A 21,858-nucleotide genomic window follows, 5' to 3' on the forward strand; every position below is an offset into this window, starting at 1 on the left:
GTGGCACAGGAGACGGGCAGGGCTTGCATGGGGCGTGATTTTTTATTGCTTTTGGAGGCTGACGTGGCGCACATCAGGCAATGAATATCCAAATATTCCATAATTTTTGAGAAATATGTGCATGAGCACTGCATCATTCCATTTTTCGCATCTCCCTTGCCAAAGCCCCGGATTTGTAGCAATATGAATATCTGCTTCAATTAATCCATGACGCCAGACATGTCTTTCGCCCGCGCTTACTTTTATTTTTACTTTAGCTATTCCAGCCCCACGGCGGTGAAAAGCGGTAAGCGTTCGTAAAAAGACAAAACCGAATTTCCTAAAAACCGCCAGTGATGGCGGTTTTTTTTTGGTCAAATTTCCAGCTGAATATTTGCAGCACTCCAGGAGAAAAAAATGCCGCGCACTGACGATCTTCGCATCCGAGAAATGAAAGAACTGGTCCCCCCCTCGCATCTCATCCGCGAATTCGGCTGCACCGAAAAGGTTGAGCGCACCACCGCCGAAGCCCGCACCGCGCTGCATCGCATCCTGCACGGTCAGGACGACCGCCTGATGGTCGTCATCGGCCCCTGCTCCATCCACGACACCAAGGCCGCCATGGAATATGCGCGCCGCCTGGTGGTGGAGCGCGAGCGTCACAAGAACGAGCTGGAAATCGTCATGCGCGTCTACTTCGAGAAGCCGCGCACCACCGTCGGCTGGAAGGGCCTGATCAACGACCCGTACATGGACAACAGCTTCCGCATCAACGATGGCCTGCGCGCTGCCCGTGAACTGCTGCTCAACATCAACGACCTGGGCCTGCCGGCCGGTACCGAATTCCTGGACGTGATCAGCCCGCAATACATCGCCGACCTGATCAGCTGGGGTGCCATCGGCGCCCGCACCACCGAATCCCAGGTGCACCGCGAACTGGCCTCTGGCCTGTCCTGCCCGGTGGGGTTCAAGAACGGCACCGACGGCAACGTCAAGATCGCCGTGGATGCCATCAAGGCCGCGTCCCAGCCGCACCACTTCCTGTCGGTGACCAAGGGCGGTCACTCGGCCATCGTCTCTACCGCCGGCAACGAGGATTGCCACATCATCCTGCGCGGCGGCAAGCAGCCCAACTATGATGCGCCCAGCGTGGAAGCGGCCTGCCAGGACATCGCCAAGAGCGGTCTGGCCGCGCGCCTGATGATCGACGCCTCGCACGCCAACAGTTCCAAGAAGCCGGAAAACCAGATCCCCGTCTGCGCCGACATCGGCCGCCAGATCGCCGGTGGCGACACCCGCATCGTCGGCGTGATGGTGGAGTCGCACCTGGTCGCAGGTCGCCAGGACCTGGTGCCGGGCAAGGAACTGACCTATGGTCAGTCTGTGACCGATGGCTGCATCAACTGGGAAGAAAGCCTGCAAGTGCTGCAAGGCCTGGCCGACTCCGTCAAGCAGCGCCGTTTGGTGGGCGACGAGCGCGATGCGGCCTGATCGGGCCTGATCGGGCCTGATCGGGCCTGACCTGATCCGCTTCAAGCAGCGCACAAGCAAAACGCCGGCAATCGCCGGCGTTTTTCATTGCAAGGCCTGGTCAGGCCGGGGGATCAATCACGGAAGTTGTTGAACTCCAGCGGAATATCCTTGATCTCCTTGCGCAGCAGCGCCATGGCGGCCTGCAGGTCATCGCGCTTGGCGCCGGTGATGCGCACGGCATCGCCCTGGATGCTGGCTTGCACCTTCATCTTGCTGTCCTTGATGACGCGCACGATCTTCTTGGCATCGTCGCTTTCGATGCCGTTCTTGACCTTGATCACCTGCTTGACCTTGTCACCGCCGATCTTCTCGATCTTGCCTTCGTCCAGGAAGCGCACGTCGACGTTGCGCTTGGTCATCTTGTTGGTGAGCACGTCGCGCACCTGGCTCAGCTGGAAGTCGGAGTCGGCGAAGGCGGTCAGTTCCCGTTCCTTCTGTTCGACGCGGGCGTCGGTACCCTTGAAGTCGAAGCGGGTGGAGATTTCCTTGTTGGCTTGTTCTACGGCATTCTTGACTTCGACCAGATTGGCTTCGCAGACGGTATCGAATGAGGGCATGGCTTTATCCTTATGTTCTTGCAGCCGGCGGAGGCCGGCGTCTGACCCGTGATTCTAGCGGAGTGGGGCCGCCGCCGCCATCGTCGTCCCGCCGACAGCCGATCTCCGGCCTCCGGAGCGCTATAATCGCTGCCCTATGACCATGTCTTCGCTTCCCGTCCAGCACGCCGTTTCCCTGCGCGCCCTCAATACCTTCGGCATCGAGGCCCAGGCCCACGCCTACCTGCCCGTCGATGCTGTGGAAACCCTGCAGGCGCTGCGCGCCGATGCCTCCCTGATGAGCTTGCCCCGGCTGGTGCTCGGAGGGGGCAGCAACCTGCTGCTGACGCAGGATTTCGGTGGACTGGTGCTGCATATGCAAGGCCGCGGCATGGCGATCACCGGCCAGGATCAGGACTTTACCTACGTGCGCGCCGCCGCCGGCGAAAGCTGGCACGGCTTTGTCCAGTGGACGCTGGCGCAGGGGCTGGGCGGGCTGGAGAACCTCTCGCTCATTCCCGGTAGCGTGGGCGCCGCGCCCATCCAGAACATCGGCGCCTATGGCATCGAACTGAAGGATCGTTTCCACAGCCTGCGCGCCTTCGATCTCGAGCGCGGCGAGATCCTGACGCTGGACCGCGAGGCCTGCCGCTTCGGCTATCGCGACAGCGTCTTCAAGCATGCACTGCGTGACCGCGCCATCGTGCTCGACGTCAGCTTCGCCCTGCCCAGGCGCTGGATCGCCAACGCCAACTATGCCGATGTGTCGCAGGCGCTGGAAGAGCAGGGCATCACCGCGCCCGGACCGCGTGACATCGCCGAGGCCGTCATCGCCATCCGCACCCGCAAGCTGCCCGATCCGGCGCGCATCGGTAATGCCGGCAGCTTCTTCAAGAACCCCATCGTGCCGGCCCGCCTGCGCGATCGCCTGCTGGCGCAATACGCTAATCTGGTCAGCTATCGGGTCGATGATGATCACTACAAGCTGGCCGCCGGCTGGCTGATCGACCGCTGCGGCTGGAAGGGCAAGTCCATGGGACGGGCGGGTGTCTACGAACATCAGGCACTGGTGCTGGTCAATCGGGGCGGCGCCAGCGGTGCCGAAATCGCCAGGCTGGCCAAGGCGATTCAGGATGACGTGCTGGAGAAGTTCGGGGTGCAGCTGGAGCCGGAGCCGGTCTTCATCTGAGTACGCGTTTTCCTGCACGTAAAAAAGCCGTCGGTATCGCTACCGACGGCTTTTTCATTCTGCTTTGCTGGCGATCAGCCGAAGTGGCAGACGTAGTCCAGGGTCTCGGTGACTTCGATGTCGAAGCTGGAGTTGCCCGGCACGCTGAAGGTGGTACCCGCAGCGTAGGTATTCCAGGCTTCTTCGCCCTTCAAACGCACGCGGCAGCTGCCGCCGTTGATTTCCATGATTTCCGGCGCGCCGGTGCTGAAATTCAGCGAGGACGGCAGGATCACGCCCAGGGTCTTCTTGCTGCCATCGGCCAGCAGCACGGTGTGCGAGACGCACTTGCCGTCGAAGTAGACATTGCCCTTCTTGAGGACGGTGACGTTGTCGAATTGGGTGCTCATCGAATCGCTTCCATTAAACGGTGTAAGGGGGAATCCTGCAGGAATTACTTCTCATCCTTGCCCAGGAGCGGCAGCGATACCGCGGTGCTGGAATCCAGCAGGCCGGTGCCCTGGTAGATAGCCAGCTTCTGGCGGGTGTCGGCGATGTCCAGGTTGCGCATGGTCAGTTGACCGATACGGTCGATGGCGGAGAAGCTGCCTTCGCCCTTTTCCATGGTCAGGCGTTCCGGGTGGTAGGTCAGGTTGGGCGATTCGGTGTTGAGGATCGAGTAGTCGTTGCCGCGACGCAGTTCCACCGTCACTTCACCGGTGATGGCGCGCGCCACCCAGCGCTGCGCGGTTTCGCGCAGCATGATGGCCTGCGAATCGAACCAGCGGCCCTGGTACAGCAGGCGGCCCAGCTTGCGGCCGTTGTCGCGGTACTGTTCGATGGTGTCTTCGTTGTGGATGCCGGTGACCAGGCGTTCGTAGGCGATGAACAGCAGGGCCAGGCCCGGGGCTTCGTAGATGCCGCGGCTCTTGGCTTCGATGATGCGGTTCTCGATCTGGTCGCTCATGCCCAGGCCATGACGGCCACCGATGCGGTTGGCTTCCAGGATCAGGTCGGTCATGTTGTCGAAGGTCTTGCCGTTCAGGGCGACCGGACGGCCTTCTTCGAAGCGCACGGTGACGGTCTCGGCCTTGACTTCGACGTCATCGCGCCAGAACGCCACGCCCATGATGGGTTGCACGATCTTGATGCCGCTGTTCAGGAACTCCAGGTCCTTGGCTTCGTGGGTCGCGCCCAGCATGTTGGAGTCGGTCGAGTAGGCCTTTTCCACCGACATCTTGTAGTCGAAGCCGGACTTGATCATGAACTCGGACATTTCCTTGCGGCCGCCCAGTTCGTTGATGAAGGTGCTGTCCAGCCAGGGCTTGTAGATCCTCAGGTTGGGGTTCACCAGCAGGCCATAGCGATAGAAACGCTCGATATCGTTGCCCTTGAAGGTGCTGCCGTCGCCCCAGATATCGACGTTGTCGTCGCGCATGGCGGCCACCAGCATGGTGCCGGTCACGGCGCGGCCCAGCGGGGTGGTGTTGAAGTAGGTGATGCCGGCGGTGGAGATGTGGAAGGCACCGCTCTGCAGGGCGGCAATACCTTCGTTGGCCAGCTGTTCGCGGCAGTCGATCAGGCGCGCCAGCTCGGCACCGTATTGCAGGGCCTTCTTGGGGATGGCGTCGTAGTCCGGCTCATCCGGCTGGCCCAGATTGGCGGTATAGGCGTAGGGGACGGCGCCTTTCTGGCGCATCCAGGTCAGCGCGGCGCTGGTATCGAGGCCGCCGGAGAAGGCGATGCCGACTTTTTGATTGACCGGGACGGATTGCAGGATGTTGGACATGATCTTGACGTTGCGATGAGGATGAATTGACTAGGACTGGCGGGCTGGGCGTCATGCGCAGCCCGGAATTTCATTGGTCGAACTTGCCGTGCACCAGATACTCGAGCAGGGCCTTCTGGACGTGCAGGCGATTTTCCGCCTCTTCCCAGACCACCGACTGTGGGCCGTCGATCACCTCGGCGGCCACTTCCTCGCCACGGTGGGCCGGCAGGCAGTGCATGAAGAGCGCATCCTTCTTGGCACGCGACATCTTGGCCTGGTCCACGATCCAGCCGTCGAAGGCCTTCAGGCGGGCGTTGTTCTCGGCTTCGTAACCCATGCTGGTCCACACGTCGGTGGTGACCAGGTCGGCATCCTGGCAGGCATCGGCCGGATTGGCGAAGAAGGTGTAGTGCGTGTTCCCGGGCGAGACCTGGGCCGGGTCGATGTCATAGCCCTTGGGGGTGGAGACATTGACGTGGAAGCCGAACACCTCGGCCGCCTGCAGCCACGAATACAGCATGTTGTTGGCATCGCCCACCCAGGCCACGATCTTGCCCTGGATACTGCCGCGCTGCTCGATGAAGGTGAACACATCGGCCAGCACCTGGCAGGGATGCTGCTCGTTGGTCAGGCCGTTGATCACCGGCACGCGCGAATGGGCTGCAAAGCGCTCGATGATCTCCTGGCCGTAGGTGCGGATCATGATGACGTCGCACATGCGCGACATCACCTGGGCCGCATCTTCCACCGGTTCACCGCGGCCGAGCTGGCTGTCGCGGGTGTTCAGGTAGATCGCGGCACCGCCCATCTGGTGCATGCCGGCCTCGAATGAGAGGCGGGTGCGGGTGGAGTTCTTCTCGAACACCATCACCAGCGTGCGGTCGGCCAGCGTGTGGTGGGGCTCGTAATTCTTGAACTTACGTTTGATCACACGGGAACGTTCGATCACGTACTCGTATTCATCAAGCGTAAAGTCGGAAAACTGAAGGTAGTGTTTGATTGCCATAAATAAAAACGGCGGCCAGTGTGGCGCCTGCCGCCGATAGTCGTTAACTCCTTAGATTATAAGGGATTCGGCTTAAAAAGATACCTGCTGTACTTGCCTTACGGAAACAGTCGGCGAATCCCCTTGTGGGGGCGGGCAATGGAGCTGGCTCGGGCATCAGAAATAGATTTCTCGACACTATTCGAGCCGCAAGCAGAACTTATTTGAATCAGCTATCGATATCTGACGAGAAAATCCTTCTACTACGAATCGGTCAGCAAATGTCACGATACAAATAAGAATCATTAGCATCTACCCCATTAGAATCGGCGCCTTTCTATTCCCTTGGAGGAAAAGCTGCCATGTCCGATTGCCTGTTATCCCATCCGGTTTCCGTCTGCGAGCCTTGCCTTCGGCGCTGGCTGCTGCCGTGCTTTCCATGCCGGCCCTGCCTTTGCTGGCTGCCCCCACTGCTGATGACCAGGAAGAAACCGTCACCTCCCGCCTGCCCGCCGTCGAGGTCCGCGACCGGCGCAGCCAGGGTGATCCGCGTCCCGGCAAGCTCAGTAGCGCCACCCGCACCGCCACCGAGCTCACCGACATACCGCAGACCGTGCAAAGCGTCGCCGTCGAACGGGTGATGGCCTACGGCGGGCGCGATATGGCGGCCGCATTGACGGGGGTGCCGGGCATTTCCAATGTCTCCGATACCCGTTTCGACGCCTTCCGCATCCGTGGCTTTTCCAATGCCGGCGACATGCTGCTGGACGGCATGCGTGACGACGCCCAATACGTGCGCAGCCTTGGCACCATCGAGCGCATCGAGATCCTCAAGGGACCGGCCGCCGTCCTGTATGGGCGGGGCAGTGGCGGCGGCGTGATCAATCGCATCAGCAAGCAGCCGGGTCAGGAAGCTTTCGGTCAGGCCTCGGCCACCTTCGGCAGCTACGGCCAGCAGGGCGTGGCGCTGGACTGGAACCGTCCGCTCGATGCGCAATGGGCCATGCGTCTAAACCTCGGCCGCGAGCACGAGGGCAATTTCCGCGATGAGGTGCGCGGCACCCGCCAGTATTTCGCCCCGTCGCTGAAATGGGAATCCGGCCGTGACAGCTGGCTGCTGCAGGCCGAATACCAGGAGTTCCTGCGCACCCCCGACCGCGGCGTGCCGGCACGCGTGACCGCGCTCTCCCCGCGCAATACGGCCACCGCCTATGCCTTGCCGGTGGCCGACGATGGCAAGTTCTTCGGTGCTGCCGGACGCGACGTGCTGCGCGATACCACGCTGGCCCTGCGCTCCACCCTCACGCGCGCCGTGGCGCCGGACTGGAGCATCCGTCACGGCATCAGCCTGTTCGAACTCGATAGCGACTTCGACAATAGCTTCGTCTCGCAATCCTTCGTCAGCAGCACCCGCAACCTGCAGCAGGTCCAGCGTAGCCGCTTCCAGCAGGACCTGCACCAGCGCAACCTGCAGACCAATCTGGAGGTGCTCGGCAAGCTCGCCAGTGGGCCGTTGCAGCACGAGTTGCTGGCCGGCGTCGAATATGCCTGGCAGAAGCGCGACCCCCGGCTGTGGATGGGTTCGGCCAATCCGGTCTCCCTCCGCAATCCCGACAATCGCGACAATCGCGACAACAAAGGCATCGTTCCCCAGCCGTGGCAGATGAACTATCACAAGGCCAGCAACCTGGGCATCTATGTGCAGGACCAGATCGATCTGGGCGGCCGCCTGAAAGGCCTGTTCGGCCTGCGCTGGGACGACTTCGACATCGATTCGCGCAACCAGTTGAGGAATCTGCGCAGCGAGCGCTCCAGCCATGCCCTGAGCCCGCGCGTGGGGGCGGTATGGGAGGCCATCCCCGACCAGCACCTCTACCTGTCCTGGAGCAAGAACTACGCCCCGGTCGGAGGCGACGTGATCGGCATCACGCCCGGCACCGAGGGCAACGCCAACGACCTCGGCCCGCAGTACAGCCGCCAGGTCGAAACCGGCCTCAAGAGCGACTGGTTCGATCGCAGGATCAGCACCACCCTGGCCTGGTTCCAGCTGGAGCTCTACAACCGCACCGTGGCCGATCCCCTCAAGCCGGGCACCTTCTACCAGACCGGTCTGGAGCGCAATCGCGGCGTCGAGTTCAGTGTGGCCGGAGAAGTGCTGCGCCACTGGTTCCTGCGTGCCGGCTGGACGCAGCAGAACGCCAAGGTGCTGCAGGCCGAACCGCAATTCACCGGCAAGCGCGCCAGCGGCGTATCGGCCCGCAATGGCAGCCTGTTCGTCTCCTACGCGCCGCCGCTGGGCTGGTTCGGCGAGACCGGCCTGATCGTCGAGGGCGCGCGTTTCGCCGACCGCGACAACCTGGTCGAGTTGCCCGCCTATACCCGCTGGGATGCCATGGTGGGTTATCGCCTGCAGCGCGCCGATTTCACCCTGGCCGCGACCAATCTGGCCGGCCGCCGCTACTACGCCAGCGCCACCGGCGCCTCCCAGATCATTCCGGGGGCGCCAAGGACGCTGTCGTTCACGGCGACCTACAGGTTCTGAACCCGAGGTCGCCCATGCACCGGCGCGTACCCGCTGTCATGTGCGCGGGGCCGGGGCATTTTCCGCAAAGGCAGGCATATCCGCCAGCCGCGCATGGATGCCTGCCAGCATCGGCCATTGCGACAGGTCGATGCCCATGCGTTCGGCATTGACCGTCTGCGGGAACAGCAGGATGTCGCCCAGCGAAGCTTGCTGACCAGCGACGAATGGCCCGGCCTGGTGGCTCTGCAGCAGGCGGTCGATGGCCTGCAGACCTTCCATCACCCAGTGCCGGTTCCAGTCGGCGATCTCCGCTCCCGTCACTCCGGGCAGGGTCGACAGCCGGCGCGCCACCCGGGGCGGGACCAGCGCATGGATCTCGGCGGCGATGGCGATGGCGACCGAGCGCGACAGCGCGCGCTGTTCCAGTCCCTTGGGCAGCAGCGGTGGCTCAGGATGCAGCTCGTCCAGGTATTCGATGATGGCGATGGATTGCGTGATCAGCCCGCCCTGATCCGTCACCAGGGCCGGCACCAGACCTTGCGGATTGATGCGCAGGTAGTCCTCGCGGCGGTTTTCCGGATCGTCGCCGAGGATGGAGACCGGCAGCACGTCGACCTCGATCTGCTTGATGGCCAGGGCAATACGCACGCGCGAGGCGGCCGAGGAGATGTCGTTGAGATACAGTTTCATGTCTGGTCCTTTTGAAGTGATGAAGCGATGAAGCGATGAAAAATCAGGGGGCAGGTAACCCCGCCGATGGCGCGGGCTTCCCGGCAGCGGCGGACAAAGCCGCCAGGGCGGCTGCGGCCTGCGCCTGCTCCGGTGCGTGGGTATCCCAGGCACAAGGACTGGCCGAGATGGCCAATGCGGTGATCCAGCCGATCATGGTGCGCATGGTGTCTTCCTTTCTCTTGAAAACGATGTGAGGGTTCAGGCCGGCTCGGGCAACTCAGCCGAAGGTGAAGGCGTAGGCAGTGGCGCCGGGGTCGAGGAAGCGCACCTCGAAACGACGCGGCTTGACCCCGCCACGCTGGCGCACCAGCTGGAACAGCCGGGTGCGGCTGACCGTGCCATTGCCGGCGGCATCGATGTCGGCACCATGCAGTTCCCCCGGCGCCTGGCCATCCACGCTGACCACGAAGCGCACCGGCCGGCCGTCTTCCCCGGGGCCGAGCACCAGGTGCAGGTCGCGTGCCGAAAAACGGTAGGCGATGCTGCCGTCGGCCTGCTGCAGGCTCACCGCTTCGGCACCGACCTTCCAGGTGCCGCTCAGGCTCCATTGATTCAGTTGCAGTGGCGCGGCGCTGTAGTGCATCGCCACATCGGGCCGCAGCCGTTCCGGCGAGACCATGCCGGTGGCCTGGCGATAGCCCAGATAGCTTTCCTGTGAAGCCAGCCGGGCCAGGTCAGGCGCGGCCTGGATGTCGGTGGCGTTGGGCTTCACGGCAGCATCTCCGTCACTGCCTTTCGCGCTCTGGCCAGCCTCCTTGAGCAGGGCCCGGATGGCCTCTTCGGTGCTCTCGTAGCGCCCTTCGCCGAACTGGTGGTAGCGCAGCTTGCCCTGGGCATCGGCCAGGTAGATCGCCGGCCAGTAGTTGTTGTCGAAGGCGCGCCACAGGCGGAATTCGCTGTCGACCGCGACCGGGAAGTCGAGCTTGAATTCGTTCACAGCCTGGCGCACGTTGTCCACCTTGCGCTCGAAGGCGAACTCGGGGGTATGCACCCCGATCACCACCAGGCCCTGATCACGGTATTTCTCGGCCCAGGCCCGGATGTAGGGCAGGGTGCGGATGCAATTGATGCAGGAGTAGGTCCAGAAATCCACCAGCACCACCTTGCCGCGCAACTGTTGCGCCGATAGCGGGGCCGAGTTCAGCCACTGCACGGCACCGTCCAGGGCCGGCAATGCGCCTTCGACCGGCAGGGTGCTGCGGTAGGGGCGCCTGGCCGTCTCCGCCGGATGATCGATTGCGCCGCCAGCCATGGCTGCGGCAACTGGCCCGCGTGGCGGTGCCAGCAGCTCGAGCAGGCGGGTCTCAAGACCTTCGGTAGCGCTGGCCTTCGCCGCCAGCGGCAGGCTCGCGCCCACGGCAATGCTGGCGACCCCGGCCAGCACGGCTGCACCCAGCAGCCGGCGCAGCCACTCACCCATCCCCAGCCGACGGCGCAGAACAGCCATCACACCGGCCCCAGCGGACAGGACCACGGCCAGCATGCAGGCCGCCCCGCTGGCGTAGGCCAGCAGCAGGGTGGCAGTGTGCGGCGTCGGGCCGGCCCAGGCGGCGGCCGACAGCACCAGACCCAGGATGGGGCCGGCGCAGGGAGTCCATAGCAGGCCGGTGGCCGCGCCCAGCAGCACGGCTGCGGCTACGCTCTCGCGCCCGCCCCGTGGCGTCCCACCGCGCTCGGCCAGCGCATTGCCCAGCAGTACGCCCGGGCGCGCCAGTAGTGTGGCCAGCGTGGGCGACATCAGCGTCAGACCGAACAGGGCCAGCACCAGCATGGCTGCGACGCGACCCGCTTCATTGACATGGACGGCCCAGTTGGCAGCCACCGCAGCCAGCGTGGCCACGGCAGAAAACACCAGCGCCATGCCCGCCAGCAGCGCCAGGCGCAGCCGCCATGGCTGGTCGGCGCGGGCCAGCAGGAAGGGCAGGACCGGCAGGATGCAGGGGCTCAGCAAAGTGAGCGCTCCGCCGAGGAAGGCGGCAAGATAGAGGGTCATGATGTAAGGCCGGCAAGGGCGGTGTGATTGGCGACCCGTGCATGAGACCGCGCCGGTGTATCTGTCATGTGTAGGCCAGGGCCGGCTTGTGTATCGCTGCGTGTCCGCCGACGGCGCGGCTACACGGGCTTACAATTCTCGCCAACAGCGGCGGGCTGGTAGGCTCGCGGCCTCTCAATCCGGTTGGCGGGTGGTTTTGTCGTCGTCTGTGTCCGGCATACGGCCGGATACATTGAGGTACAAATCTCCCGCCGGCAGCCCTTGCAGGGGAGGCTTGCAAGACGTAAAAGACAGGGTCGCGCACTTTCACTCGAGCCAGTTCCGCCTCCGGCCGGCTGCAAGCTCAAAGCTCAAAGCTGAAAGCTGAAAGCGACAACACTGAACACAACAAGGGAAGGGCAGGCAGGTGGAACACATCGATCACATCCTCATCGTCGACGACGACCGCGACATCCGCGAACTGGTGGCCGACTACCTGAAAAAGAACGGTTTGCGCGTGGACGTGGCTGCCGATGGTCGCCAGATGCGCGCCTTCGTCGCCAGTAACGCCGTGGACCTGATCGTGCTGGACATCATGATGCCCGGCGACGATGGCCTGGTCCTGTGTCGCGAGCTGCGCGCCGGCAAGCACAAGGCCACCCCCATCATCATGCTCACCGCCCGTTCGGAGGAGACCGATCGCGTGGTCGGCCTGGAAATGGGCGCCGACGATTACCTGGCCAAGCCGTTCGCCGCGCGCGAACTGCTGGCGCGCATCAAGTCGGTGCTGCGCCGGACCCGCATGCTGCCGCCCAATCTGCAGGTCAGTGAAGCCGGCCGGCTGCTGCGCTTCGGTCCCTGGCGGCTGGATACCTCGGAGCGCCACCTGCTGGCGCCCGATGGCATGGTGGTCACCCTCAGCGGCGCCGAGTACCGTCTGCTGCGGGTGTTCGTCGATCACCCGCAGCGGGTGCTCAATCGCGACCAGCTGCTGAGCCTGACCCAGGGGCGCGAAGCCGAGATCTTCGACCGTTCCATCGACCTCCTGGTCAGCCGGCTGCGCCAGCGGCTGGACGATGACGCGCGCGAACCGCGCTACATCAAGACCATCCGCAGCGAGGGCTATGTGTTCTCGATGCCGGTCGAGATCGAGGAAGCCCGCCCGTGACCACGCGTTCAGCTGATGCCGGCGTACCCAGGCGCGTGCTGCGCATGCCCCGCACCCTGGGGGCACGCCTGTTCCTGATCTTCCTGGCGGCGTTGGCGCTGGCCCATATCCTGTCCTTCGCCGTGCTGTTCCTGGAGCGCTATACCGCAGCGCGTGCGGTCATGCTCGATACGCTGGAAAACGACGTGGCCACCTCGGTCGCCATTCTCGATCGCCTGCCCGCCGCCGAACGGCCTCAGTGGCTGGCGCCGCTGCAGCGTGATACCTATGGCTATGTCATCGGCGAAGGTCGCGCCGGCATCCCCGAACTGTCGCCCCGGGCGCAGCAGATCGCTGCGCGCATCCGGGCCGCACTGGGTGGCCGCTATCCCTTCACGATGCAGACCGTTCCCGGTCCGCGTGAACATCTGCAGGCGCATCTGCGCCTGTCCGATGGCAGCGCACTGACGGTGGATCTGCATCCGGCCATGAAGCCGCTCACCCAGTGGCTGCCCTACGTGCTGGTGGCGCAATTGCTGCTGCTGGTGTTGTGCAGCTGGTTCGCGGTGCGACTGGCCTTGCGTCCGCTGGCCGACCTCGCCGCCGCTGCCGACCGCCTCGACCTGGGCCGTCCGAGCCCGCCCCTGCAGGAGGACGGTCCGGCCGAAGTCGCCCACGCTGCGACTGCCTTCAACGCCATGCGCGAGCGCATCGCCGATCACCTGCAGGAACGCATGCAGATCCTGGCGGCGGTCTCGCACGACCTGCAGACGCCGCTGACGCGCATGCGGCTGCGTGCCGAGATGGCCGATCCCGGCAGCGAGCGCGACAAGCTGCTCAACGACCTGGCCGAAATCCAGCGTCTGGTGCAGGAGGGCATCGCCTATGCGCGCAGTGCGCACGGCAACGACGAGGCCGCCGTGCGCATCGACCTGGCCTCGTTCCTGGAGAGCATGGTCTTCGATTATCAGGACAGCGGCCAATCGGTGACGCTGGCCGGCACCCTGCCCACGCTGGCCCTGATCACCCGCAGCCATGCGCTGCGTCGCATCCTCACCAACCTGATCGACAATGCGGTCAAGTTCGGTGGGGCCGCCGAGGTGCAAGCCAGTATCCTGCCCGCCGGGCAGTTGCGCATCGCAGTGCGCGACCATGGCCCGGGTATCCCTGAGGACCAGCTGGAGGCGGTATTCCAGCCCTTCGTCCGTCTGGAAGGCTCGCGCAACCGCAGCACCGGCGGCACCGGCCTGGGTCTGGCCATCGCCCGCCAGCTGGCGCTGGCCCTGCAGGGCAGTCTGGTGCTACGCAACCGGTCGGATGTGCCGCAGGGGCTGGAGGCGGAACTGGTGATCAGTTCCCTGTTCTGAATCGGCAGGGGACCTGGCCGGTGGCTGTTGGTTGCTGGTTGCTGGTTGCTGGCGCAGGATTGCGTATCCCAATGTATCCGGCGTGGCCGCCGCTACACCGGCTTGCAAAACCAGGCTTGGCCGTACACAAGGGCGATACATCGGCGCGGCATTCTCCTTCATGTCCCATCCACATGAACGGAGAACCCGATGACACAGGAAATCAATCTTCAACGCCGCCGCCTGTTCGGTGCCGCCGCGGCCACCGCCAGCACTGCCATGGTCGCGCAACTGGGCCTGTCGGCCACGGCGTGGGCGCAGTCGCCCGGCCTCGACGACGGCGTCCTCGGCAAGGTGATGCCGGGCGTGCACACTTCCTTCGGCCAGATCAGGCAGGTGCAGGCCGGCCTGCTTGATGTCGGCTACGCCGATGTCGGTCCAGCCGATGGCCCTGTCGTGATCCTGCTGCATGGCTGGCCCTACGACATCCATAGTTTCGTCGACGTGGCCCCGGCCCTGGCAGCGGCCGGTTATCGCGTACTGGTCCCTTACCTGCGTGGCTACGGCAGTACCCGCTTCCTGTCGGCGTCGACCGTGCGCAATGGCCAGCAGGCGGTCGTGGCACTGGACATCATTGCGTTCATGGATGCACTCAACATTGATCGCGCCATCTTCGGCGCCTTCGACTGGGGTGCACGCACCGCCTGCATCATCGCCGCCCAGTGGCCGCAGCGCGTCAAGGCGCTGGTCTCGGTAAGCGGCTACCTGATGACCAATGTCGATGCCGGCCGCCAACCGCTGCCGCCGCAAGCCGAGCTGGACTGGTGGTACCAGTTCTACCTGGCCACCGATCGCGGCGTGGCCGGTTATGAAAAGTACCGCAAGGATTTCAACCGACTGATCTGGCAGACGGCCTCGCCGCGCTGGCATTTCGACGACGCTACCTATGCCCGCAGCGCCGCCGCGTTCGACAATCCGGACCATGTCGCCATCGTGGTGCACAACTACCGCTGGCGTCTGGGCCTGGCACCGGGCCAGACGCAGTACGACGCGTTGGAGCAGCGCCTGGGCAGCTTCCCCGTGATCACGGTGCCCACCATCACCCTGGAAGGGGACGCCAACGGCGCCCCGCACCTCGACCCGGCGCTCTATCGCAAGCGCTTCGCCGGGCCGTATGCGCACCACACCTTGACCGGCGGCATCGGCCACAACCTGCCGCAGGAAGCTCCGCGCGAGTTTGCGCTGGCCGTCGTCGAGGCCGATCGCTTGTCGGCCTGATCGCTGGCCTCATCCCAACATCCAGATAAAAGGAAACATCATGCAACGTAGTCTCAACAAAAAAATAGCCTTCGTTACCGGAGGTTCGCGCGGCATCGGCGCGGCCGTTGTTCGCAAGTTGGCGCGCCAGGGCGCGGTGGTCGCATTGACCTTTGCGGGTAGTCATGACAAGGCCAGTGCATTGGTTGCCGAGATTCATGCCGCAGGCGGCCGGGCGCTGGCGATCCAGGCCGACAGTGGTGACCCGGCGGCGCTGCAGGCCGCCATTGCGCAGGTCGCCTCCGAGTTCGGACGCATCGACATTCTGGTCAATAGCGCCGGGCTGTTGCTGCGTGGGGAAGTGGAAGACTTCGCGCTGGAAGATTTCAACCGCATGTTCGAAGTCAATGTGCGCGCAGCATTTGTCGCGGTTCAGGCCACCTTGCCGCACATGGCCGCTGGTTCGGCCATCGTGTTGATAGGCAGCGTGGTGGCCGAACGCGCCGGCTTCCCTGGCAGTGCGGTGTATGCGATGACCAAGGGAGCGCTGGCATCACTGACTCGCGGACTGGCGCGCGACCTGGGGCCTCGTGGTATTACGGTGAGCAATGTGCAGCCGGGGCCGACCGTGACAGATATGAGTCGGGGCGGCGAACCGGAGATGGCCGCCTTGCTGACACCGATGATGCCCATTGGTCGCCTTGGACAGCCGGAGGAAATCGCCGATTTTGTAGCCTTCCTGGTATCGGAGGAGGGGCGCCTCATCACCGGCGCCAGTCTCACTATTGACGGCGGTTTCCTGGCCTGAACCTGATCCCCTCCGAAACCTCGCTTTCAATACAGCGTCTGTGAAGACTCATGCACCAGCTGTGCATACAGCTGATGGCGCAGGCCGGCGATCTCGCCGGCCTGAACCGCTTCCAGCACGGCGCAGCCGGGTTCGTTGAGGTGATGGCAGTTGTAGAAGCGGCACTTGCCCAGGTAGGGTGTGAAGTCACGGAAGGCGCGTTCCAGCATGCCTTCGGAGAGCTGGTACAGGCCGAATTCCTGGAAGCCCGGGGAGTCGATGATGCTGGCCCCGCCCTCCATCTGGTACAGGCGGGTGAAGGTGGTGGTGTGCTTGCCGGTGTCGAGCGCGGCCGAGATTTCGCGGGTGGCGATGTCGGCGTCCGGCACGATCAGGTTGATGATGGAGGACTTGCCCATGCCGGACTGGCCGATCAGGATGGTGCTCTTGCCGGCCAGCAGCGGCATGAAGGCCGCGCGGGTCTCGTCCGGGTGGGCCTTGGCCGAGACCTCGTGTACCGGATAACCCAGGCGCGCATAGACCTGCAGGCGTTCGCGGGTCTTCGGCAGGGCCTCGGTGATGTCGGTCTTGTTCAGGATCAGGTGGGCTGATACGCCCGCCGATTCGGCTGCCACCAGCGCGCGCGAGACCAGGTCGTCGGTAAAGCTGGGCTCGGTCGCCACCACGATGAACAGCTGATCCACATTGGCCGCCAGCAGCTTGGACTTGTACTGGTCGGAGCGGTACAGCAGGGTCTTGCGCTCGTCGATGGCCTCGATCACGCCCTGGTCCGGCGAGGTGCGCGCCAGGCGGATGTGGTCACCCACGGAGACGTCGCTCTTCTTGCCACGGGTGACGCAATGCAGTTTCTGTTCCCCTGCCTGCACAAGATAATGCCGCCCGTGGGCGGCGATCACCAGACCGGATTCCAGGTCGGCCTTGGCGGCCGGCCCGGCGCCGCGTGCTGCGGCTTGCTTGCGGCCAGCCATCAGGCGTTGGCGCGCTGGGCGAAGATGGCGTCGACCTTGGCCGCGCAGACGAAGTCGTTGGTCGAGAGACCGCCACGGCCGTCGTTGACGCTATGGGTATCGAAACGCACGCTGCAGCGGTTGTAGCTCACGCCCAGGTCGGGGTGATGGTCTTCGGCATGGATCACCCAGGCAATCGCATTGACGAAGGCCAGGGTCTCGTAATAGTTGGCGAAGGCGAAGCTGCGCGCCAGCTTGCCGCCTTCGATCTTCCATTCGGGCAGGGCGGCCAGGTGGCTGGCGAGGGCGGCGTCATCCAGGGCCTCGATGGGCTGGACGCAACGGGAAGCGGCGAGGGTGCTTGCGGTAATGCTCATGGGGTTCTCCAACGGTCAGGAAGCTGCATGCCCCTGACCTCTATGCAATGAAAGAAATCAGTGATTGCCAGCTGGCGCAGGTGCTGCCATGGCGCCATGCAGGTGCCGGATGCGCAGCGAAGCCGGCGGATGCGAATCGTAGAAGGCCGAGTGCAGCGGGTCGGGGGTGAGCGTGGAGGCGTTGTCCTCATACAGCTTGACCAGCGCCGAGACCAGGTCCTGGGCATGGGTATGCTGGGCGGCAAAGGCATCGGCCTCGAACTCATGCTTGCGCGAGGACAGCGACGACAGTGGCGAGAGCAGGAAGGTGAAGATCGGCAGCACCAGCATGAACAGGATCAGCGCCATTGCGTCGTTGCTGCCCAGCAGCAGCGGGTCCACGCCCAGCCCGGTATAGAACCAGGCCTGGCCCTTCAGGTAGCCCAGCAGGGCCAGCAGCGCCAGCGACATGGCAAACATCACCACTACCCGCTTGACGATGTGCTTGAGCTTGAAGTGACCCAGTTCGTGGGCCAGCACGGCCTCGATCTCGTGCGGGGCCAGGCGCGCCAGCAGGGTATCGAAGAAGACGATGCGCTTGCCCGAGCCGAAGCCCGAGAAATACGCATTGCCATGCGCGCTGCGCTTGGAACCGTCCATCACGAACAAGCCCTTGGAAGCGAAGCCCACGCGCTGCATCAGGCCCTCGATGCGGCTGCGCAGGCTGTCGTCTTCCAGCGCGGTGAACTTGTTGAACAGCGGGGCGATGAAGCTGGGATAGATCACCAGCATCAGCAGCTGGAAGGCGCACAGCACCACCCAGGTGTAGAACCACCACAGCGCGCCGGCCTTGTCCATCAGCGTCAACACCACCCACAGCAACGGCAGGCCGATCACCGCGCCCACCAGGCTCTGCTTGATCATGTCGCTGAAGAACAGGGCGCGGCTCATCTTGTTGAAGCCGAAACCGGCTTCCAGACGGAACTGGCGGTAGTAGTCGAAGGGCAGGTCGACCAGGCCGGAGATGATGCCGAAGCCGGCCACCAGGGCGATCTGGTAGAGCATCCCGGGGCCGCCGGTCCAGCCCAGCAGCAGGCTGGAAAGCCACTGCAGTCCGCCCAGCAGGGTGAAGCCGATCAGTACCGCCGCATTGACCAGCAAGGTCACCAGCCCGAACTTGGTGCGCGCGACCGTGTAGTCGGCCGCCTTCTGGTGGGCCGACAGGGGAATCTTCTCGGCGAACTCGGGCGGCACGGCGGCGCGATGCGCGATCACATGGCGGATGTGGCGCGACGCCAGCCAGAACCGCACCCCCAGGCTGATCCCCAGGAACACGATGAACAAAACGGAAAACGAAAGTGAAGACATGCGTACCCTGTGCGAAAATATGAAGATTCGTATCGAAATTCGTCAAGAAGTTCGTATCGAAGTTCGTGGTCCGACTCGAACACCCGCCACCGACCAGCGTCGTTGGCAAGACATCGGGTCATGACGCCCGGCGCGTGCCGGGCGAGCGAACCAGGCAATGGAACCATGCAGCAGATGGGGCCAGATCCCCATCCCGTCAATAAGGAAGAATTATGTCACAAGCCCCCGCCGCGCCCGTCCGGCCCAATGAAATGAACCTGATCTGGGTCGATATGGAAATGACCGGACTGGACCCGGACAAGGATCGCATCATCGAAGTGGCCGTGGTGGTTACCGATGCAGAACTGAACATCCTGGGCGAAGGCCCGGTACTGGCCATCCACCAGTCCGATGAACTGCTGGACGGCATGGATGCCTGGAACAAGGGGACCCACGGCCGCTCGGGCCTGATCGACCGCGTCAAGGCTTCCACCGTCACCGAAGCCGATGCCGAGCAGCAGATCATCGCCTTCCTGAAGCAATACGTCCCGGCCGGCAAGTCGCCCATGTGCGGCAATTCGATCTGCCAGGACCGTCGCTTCATGGTGCGCGGCATGCCCAAGCTGGAAGAATTCTTCCACTATCGCAACCTGGATGTGTCGACCCTGAAGGAACTGTGCAAGCGCTGGAAGCCGGAAATCGCCACCGGTTTCAAGAAGCGCCAGATGCATACGGCCCTGGCCGATATCCTGGAGTCGATCGAAGAGCTCAAGTATTACCGCGAGCACTTCATCAAGGAGTGATGCGCAGGGCAGCCATGTTGCCAACAGTGCAATAAAAAGGCGCGCCGGCTACCCGGTGCGCCTTTTTCGTTATGGGCCGGAAATGCTTGCCCCGGTGACCTTCTGGCTTATTCGGTGCCGTCTGCGCTGCTGTCCGCGCCACAGCATTTCTTGTACTTCTTGCCACTGCCGCAGGGGCAGGGATCGTTGCGGCCGGTCTTGGGCGCCTCGCGCTGCACCTGTTCCACGGCCGACTTGCGTTTCGGCGCCCAGTAGCGGTGGATGTGAGGAATGGCAGCCTCGATCTCGATGGCCAGCTTGTGGGTCTTGACCGGGTCATCGATGAGCTTGGTCTCTTCCTCTTCCAGCTCTTCCGAGCCCAGCAGGTAGATCGGGCGCATCAGCGGGGCCAGGTTGGAATGGAAGATTTCGTCCCATTGCTCGGCGCGCAACTGGATCCCTTCCCAGAAGCCCCAGGCCCAGGCCTCGGCGTCCAGCAGCGGCTTGCCTTCATGTTCACGTTCGCAGAACAGGGGCTCGTACTCCTTGGGCGCCACTTCGAAGGTGATGGCGATTTCGTTCATGCTGCGCGCGATCAGGCTGGTGATGCGCTCGGCTTCCTTGCCGTTCTTGAACTTGGGCGTGTCTTCCGGACGGCTGCCCCAGACCCGCGGCAGCCATTCGGCCATCAGCACTTCCTGCGGACCGATGGCCAGCGCCGTCAGGTAGCCGTGCAGGGTGTCCATGGTCATCACATCGTCGGCGCAGCGATCGGAGAGGAGAAAATCGTCGAGTTCGTCGAATTCGGCGTCGGAAAGGGGCTGGTCGAGTTGCATGATGGGTCCGGTTGCTGAAGATTGCTATTACCAAAGGCAGGAGTGTAAAGGCATTCAGCCAGGGGCGCGAGCATTGTCGGCGTTGGCTGCCGCAATCTGCTGCGGCGCGGGCGCCATGGACAGTACAATAGCCGGATGAATCAAGCCGCCACCGCTGACATCCCTGACGTCCCCGACGCCACCTCCTTCGCCACGCTCTCGCCCGATACGGTGCTCGATGCCCTCGACTCCCTGGGCCTGTACGGCGACGGTCGCCTGCTGGCATTGAACAGCTATGAAAACCGGGTCTACCAGGTCGGCATGGAAGACGGCCCGCCGCTGGTGGCCAAGTTCTACCGACCTCTGCGCTGGTCGGATGCACAAATCCTCGAAGAACATGATTTTTCGCAGGAGTTGGCCGACGAAGAGGTCCCGGTAGTGCCGGCCATGCGCCTGGAAAGCGGCGCCACCCTGCATCGCCATGCCGGGTTCCGCTTTGCCGTGTTCCAGCGCCATGGCGGCCGAGCCCCCGAGCTGGACGATGCCGACACCCTGGAACGCCTGGGCCGCTTCATCGGCCGCATCCATGCGGTGGGTATGCGCCGTCCCTTCGTCGAGCGTCCTGCGCTGGACCTGGCCAGCTTCGGCCATGAGCCGCGCGACTGGCTGCTGGCGCATGACTTCATCCCCATGGATGTGGCCACCGCCTGGCGTACCACGGTCGAACAGGCCCTGCAGGGCGTGCAACGCTGTTACGACCGCGCGGGTGAGATCCGCAGCCTGCGCCTGCACGGGGATTGCCATGTCGGCAATGTCCTGTGGACCGATGCCGGCCCGCACTTCGTCGATTTCGACGACAGCCGCAGTGGCCCCGCCGTGCAAGATCTGTGGATGCTGCTTTCCGGCGAGCGACGCGAGATGGTCGGGCAACTGGCCGACCTGCTGGCCGGGTATGAAAGTTTCTGCGAATTCGAGCCGCGAGAACTGTACCTGATCGAAGCGCTGCGTACGCTGCGGCTGATCCATTATTCCGCCTGGCTGGCGCGCCGCTGGGACGACCCGGCGTTTCCGGCCGCCTTCCCCTGGTTCAACACCCAGCGCTACTGGCAAGACCGCATCCTGGAATTGCGCGAGCAGATCGCGCTGATGGATGAGCCGCCCCTGTGGCCGGTGTGAGCCGGCACCGATGAACCGCCTGAACTGTTTTCCCCATCATCCATGAGCCAATCCCTCACCCGCTGCGGCTGGGTCAACCTCGCCAATCCCCGCTACGTCGAGTACCACGATCACGAGTGGGGCGTCCCCTGCCATGACGAAACCCGGCTATTTGAAATGCTCAACCTGGAAGGCGCCCAGGCCGGGCTGTCCTGGGAGACCGTGCTCAACAAGCGCGAGAGCTACCGCGCTGCCTTCGACCAATGGGATGCCGAGAAGATCGCCCGCTATGACGAGCGCAAGGTGGCGCAATTGCTGGCCGACCCCGGCATCGTGCGCAATCGCCTGAAGGTGGCCGCCACCATCGGCAATGCCCGCGCCTACCTCAAGCTGCGCGAGGAAGTGGGTGGTCTCGATCCCTACCTGTGGAGCCAGGTCGAAGGCCGGCCCATCGTCAACCGCTGGGCCTCGCTGGCCGACTGCCCGGCCAAGACCCCGCTGTCGGATGCCATTTCCAAGGACCTGGCCAAGCGCGGCTTCAAGTTCGTCGGCTCCACCATCATCTATGCCTATCTGCAGGGCGTGGGCGTGATCAACGACCATGTGTGCGACTGCCATTGCCACGGCCGCTGAGCCGACCTGTACCAAAGGGTGGCATGAAGACGGAATGAGGACAGGCGGCCGTGGTCGGGTTTGGT

The 21,858-nt window shown here is 63.9% G+C and carries 22 protein-coding genes; 10 read left to right on the plus strand and 12 right to left on the minus strand.

The window, feature by feature from the left end; all coding sequences use genetic code 11:
- Positions 1–42: 42 nt before the first annotated feature.
- Positions 43–357, minus strand: a complete 315-nt coding sequence (locus tag HBH1_RS24755) for a hypothetical protein (protein ID WP_146012805.1) — start codon at positions 355–357, stop codon at positions 43–45.
- A gap of 39 nt (positions 358–396) precedes the next feature.
- Here HBH1_RS24755 and aroG point away from each other — a divergent pair, with 39 nt between their 5' ends.
- Positions 397–1,470 (plus strand): 3-deoxy-7-phosphoheptulonate synthase AroG, encoded by a 1,074-nt coding sequence (aroG, locus tag HBH1_RS01455; RefSeq protein ID WP_102661303.1) that lies wholly within the window; start codon positions 397–399, stop codon positions 1,468–1,470.
- Between the two features lie 113 nt (positions 1,471–1,583).
- Here aroG and HBH1_RS01460 read toward each other — a convergent pair whose 3' ends face one another.
- Positions 1,584–2,069 (minus strand): YajQ family cyclic di-GMP-binding protein, encoded by a 486-nt coding sequence (locus tag HBH1_RS01460; protein ID WP_006463130.1) that lies wholly within the window; start codon positions 2,067–2,069, stop codon positions 1,584–1,586.
- A 136-nt stretch (positions 2,070–2,205) separates the two neighbouring features.
- Here HBH1_RS01460 and murB point away from each other — a divergent pair, with 136 nt between their 5' ends.
- Positions 2,206–3,237: a UDP-N-acetylmuramate dehydrogenase gene (gene murB / locus HBH1_RS01465; protein ID WP_199181507.1), complete on the plus strand. Its 1,032-nt coding sequence runs from the start codon at positions 2,206–2,208 to the stop codon at positions 3,235–3,237.
- Positions 3,238–3,311: 74 nt separating this feature from the next.
- Here the strand turns inward: murB and HBH1_RS01470 are convergent, their stop codons facing one another.
- The 3 genes from HBH1_RS01470 to argF form a co-directional block, all read right to left on the minus strand.
- Positions 3,312–3,626 (minus strand): pyrimidine/purine nucleoside phosphorylase, encoded by a 315-nt coding sequence (locus HBH1_RS01470; protein WP_006463128.1) that lies wholly within the window; start codon positions 3,624–3,626, stop codon positions 3,312–3,314.
- A 44-nt stretch (positions 3,627–3,670) separates the two neighbouring features.
- Complete coding sequence (gene argG / locus HBH1_RS01475) at positions 3,671–5,005, minus strand: argininosuccinate synthase (RefSeq protein ID WP_102661304.1); 1,335 nt, start codon at positions 5,003–5,005, stop codon at positions 3,671–3,673.
- Positions 5,006–5,075: 70 nt separating this feature from the next.
- Entirely contained in the window at positions 5,076–5,993 is a 918-nt protein-coding gene (argF, locus tag HBH1_RS01480; protein WP_102661305.1) for an ornithine carbamoyltransferase, read from the minus strand.
- Positions 5,994–6,411: 418 nt separating this feature from the next.
- Between argF and HBH1_RS01485 the strand changes: the two genes are divergently transcribed.
- On the plus strand, positions 6,412–8,514 hold the full coding sequence (locus HBH1_RS01485; protein WP_233207487.1) for a TonB-dependent receptor: 2,103 nt from the start codon (positions 6,412–6,414) through the stop codon (positions 8,512–8,514).
- Positions 8,515–8,550: 36 nt separating this feature from the next.
- Here the strand turns inward: HBH1_RS01485 and maiA are convergent, their stop codons facing one another.
- From maiA to HBH1_RS01500, 3 genes are read right to left on the minus strand one after another with little or no spacing between them, the layout of a single operon-like run.
- On the minus strand, positions 8,551–9,186 hold the full coding sequence (maiA, locus tag HBH1_RS01490) for a maleylacetoacetate isomerase (RefSeq protein WP_102661307.1): 636 nt from the start codon (positions 9,184–9,186) through the stop codon (positions 8,551–8,553).
- 43 nt (positions 9,187–9,229) lie between these two features.
- Complete coding sequence (locus HBH1_RS25030) at positions 9,230–9,391, minus strand: hypothetical protein (RefSeq protein ID WP_158243264.1); 162 nt, start codon at positions 9,389–9,391, stop codon at positions 9,230–9,232.
- 54 nt (positions 9,392–9,445) lie between these two features.
- Entirely contained in the window at positions 9,446–11,221 is a 1,776-nt protein-coding gene (locus tag HBH1_RS01500) for a cytochrome c biogenesis protein DipZ (RefSeq protein ID WP_102661309.1), read from the minus strand.
- A gap of 406 nt (positions 11,222–11,627) precedes the next feature.
- On the opposite strand from HBH1_RS01500, the gene HBH1_RS01505 reads away from it, so the two are divergent.
- From HBH1_RS01505 to HBH1_RS01520, 4 genes are all read left to right on the plus strand, one after another.
- On the plus strand, positions 11,628–12,368 hold the full coding sequence (locus tag HBH1_RS01505; RefSeq protein ID WP_006465647.1) for a response regulator: 741 nt from the start codon (positions 11,628–11,630) through the stop codon (positions 12,366–12,368).
- Positions 12,365–13,714 (plus strand): sensor histidine kinase, encoded by a 1,350-nt coding sequence (locus tag HBH1_RS01510; RefSeq protein WP_102661310.1) that lies wholly within the window; start codon positions 12,365–12,367, stop codon positions 13,712–13,714. Before HBH1_RS01505 ends, HBH1_RS01510 begins: the two co-directional genes overlap by 4 nt.
- 189 nt (positions 13,715–13,903) lie before the next feature.
- Positions 13,904–14,971: an alpha/beta fold hydrolase gene (locus tag HBH1_RS01515; protein WP_102661311.1), complete on the plus strand. Its 1,068-nt coding sequence runs from the start codon at positions 13,904–13,906 to the stop codon at positions 14,969–14,971.
- Between the two features lie 40 nt (positions 14,972–15,011).
- On the plus strand, positions 15,012–15,758 hold the full coding sequence (locus HBH1_RS01520) for a 3-oxoacyl-ACP reductase family protein (protein WP_006465644.1): 747 nt from the start codon (positions 15,012–15,014) through the stop codon (positions 15,756–15,758).
- A gap of 26 nt (positions 15,759–15,784) precedes the next feature.
- Here HBH1_RS01520 and rsgA read toward each other — a convergent pair whose 3' ends face one another.
- From rsgA to HBH1_RS01535, 3 genes are read right to left on the minus strand one after another with little or no spacing between them, the layout of a single operon-like run.
- Complete coding sequence (gene rsgA, locus HBH1_RS01525; RefSeq protein WP_077237827.1) at positions 15,785–16,726, minus strand: ribosome small subunit-dependent GTPase A; 942 nt, start codon at positions 16,724–16,726, stop codon at positions 15,785–15,787.
- Entirely contained in the window at positions 16,726–17,082 is a 357-nt protein-coding gene (locus HBH1_RS01530; protein WP_102661312.1) for a 4a-hydroxytetrahydrobiopterin dehydratase, read from the minus strand. Before HBH1_RS01530 ends, rsgA begins: the two co-directional genes overlap by 1 nt.
- A 57-nt stretch (positions 17,083–17,139) precedes the next feature.
- Positions 17,140–18,429: a M48 family metallopeptidase gene (locus tag HBH1_RS01535; RefSeq protein ID WP_039877235.1), complete on the minus strand. Its 1,290-nt coding sequence runs from the start codon at positions 18,427–18,429 to the stop codon at positions 17,140–17,142.
- Between the two features lie 212 nt (positions 18,430–18,641).
- Between HBH1_RS01535 and orn the strand changes: the two genes are divergently transcribed.
- On the plus strand, positions 18,642–19,211 hold the full coding sequence (orn, locus tag HBH1_RS01540) for an oligoribonuclease (protein WP_102661313.1): 570 nt from the start codon (positions 18,642–18,644) through the stop codon (positions 19,209–19,211).
- Positions 19,212–19,318: 107 nt separating this feature from the next.
- Here the strand turns inward: orn and HBH1_RS01545 are convergent, their stop codons facing one another.
- Positions 19,319–20,026, minus strand: a complete 708-nt coding sequence (locus tag HBH1_RS01545; RefSeq protein ID WP_077237830.1) for a UPF0149 family protein — start codon at positions 20,024–20,026, stop codon at positions 19,319–19,321.
- A 135-nt stretch (positions 20,027–20,161) separates the two neighbouring features.
- On the opposite strand from HBH1_RS01545, the gene HBH1_RS01550 reads away from it, so the two are divergent.
- Together HBH1_RS01550 and HBH1_RS01555 are read left to right on the plus strand one after the other, a co-directional pair.
- Complete coding sequence (locus HBH1_RS01550) at positions 20,162–21,181, plus strand: serine/threonine protein kinase (protein ID WP_102661314.1); 1,020 nt, start codon at positions 20,162–20,164, stop codon at positions 21,179–21,181.
- 42 nt (positions 21,182–21,223) lie between these two features.
- A complete protein-coding gene (locus tag HBH1_RS01555; RefSeq protein ID WP_102661315.1) occupies positions 21,224–21,793 on the plus strand; it encodes a DNA-3-methyladenine glycosylase I in 570 nt (189 codons plus the stop codon).
- The last annotated feature ends 65 nt before the right edge of the window (positions 21,794–21,858 follow it).

The organism is Herbaspirillum sp. BH-1 (genome assembly GCF_002870055.1).
Taxonomy (GTDB): domain Bacteria; phylum Pseudomonadota; class Gammaproteobacteria; order Burkholderiales; family Burkholderiaceae_D; genus Herbaspirillum; species Herbaspirillum frisingense.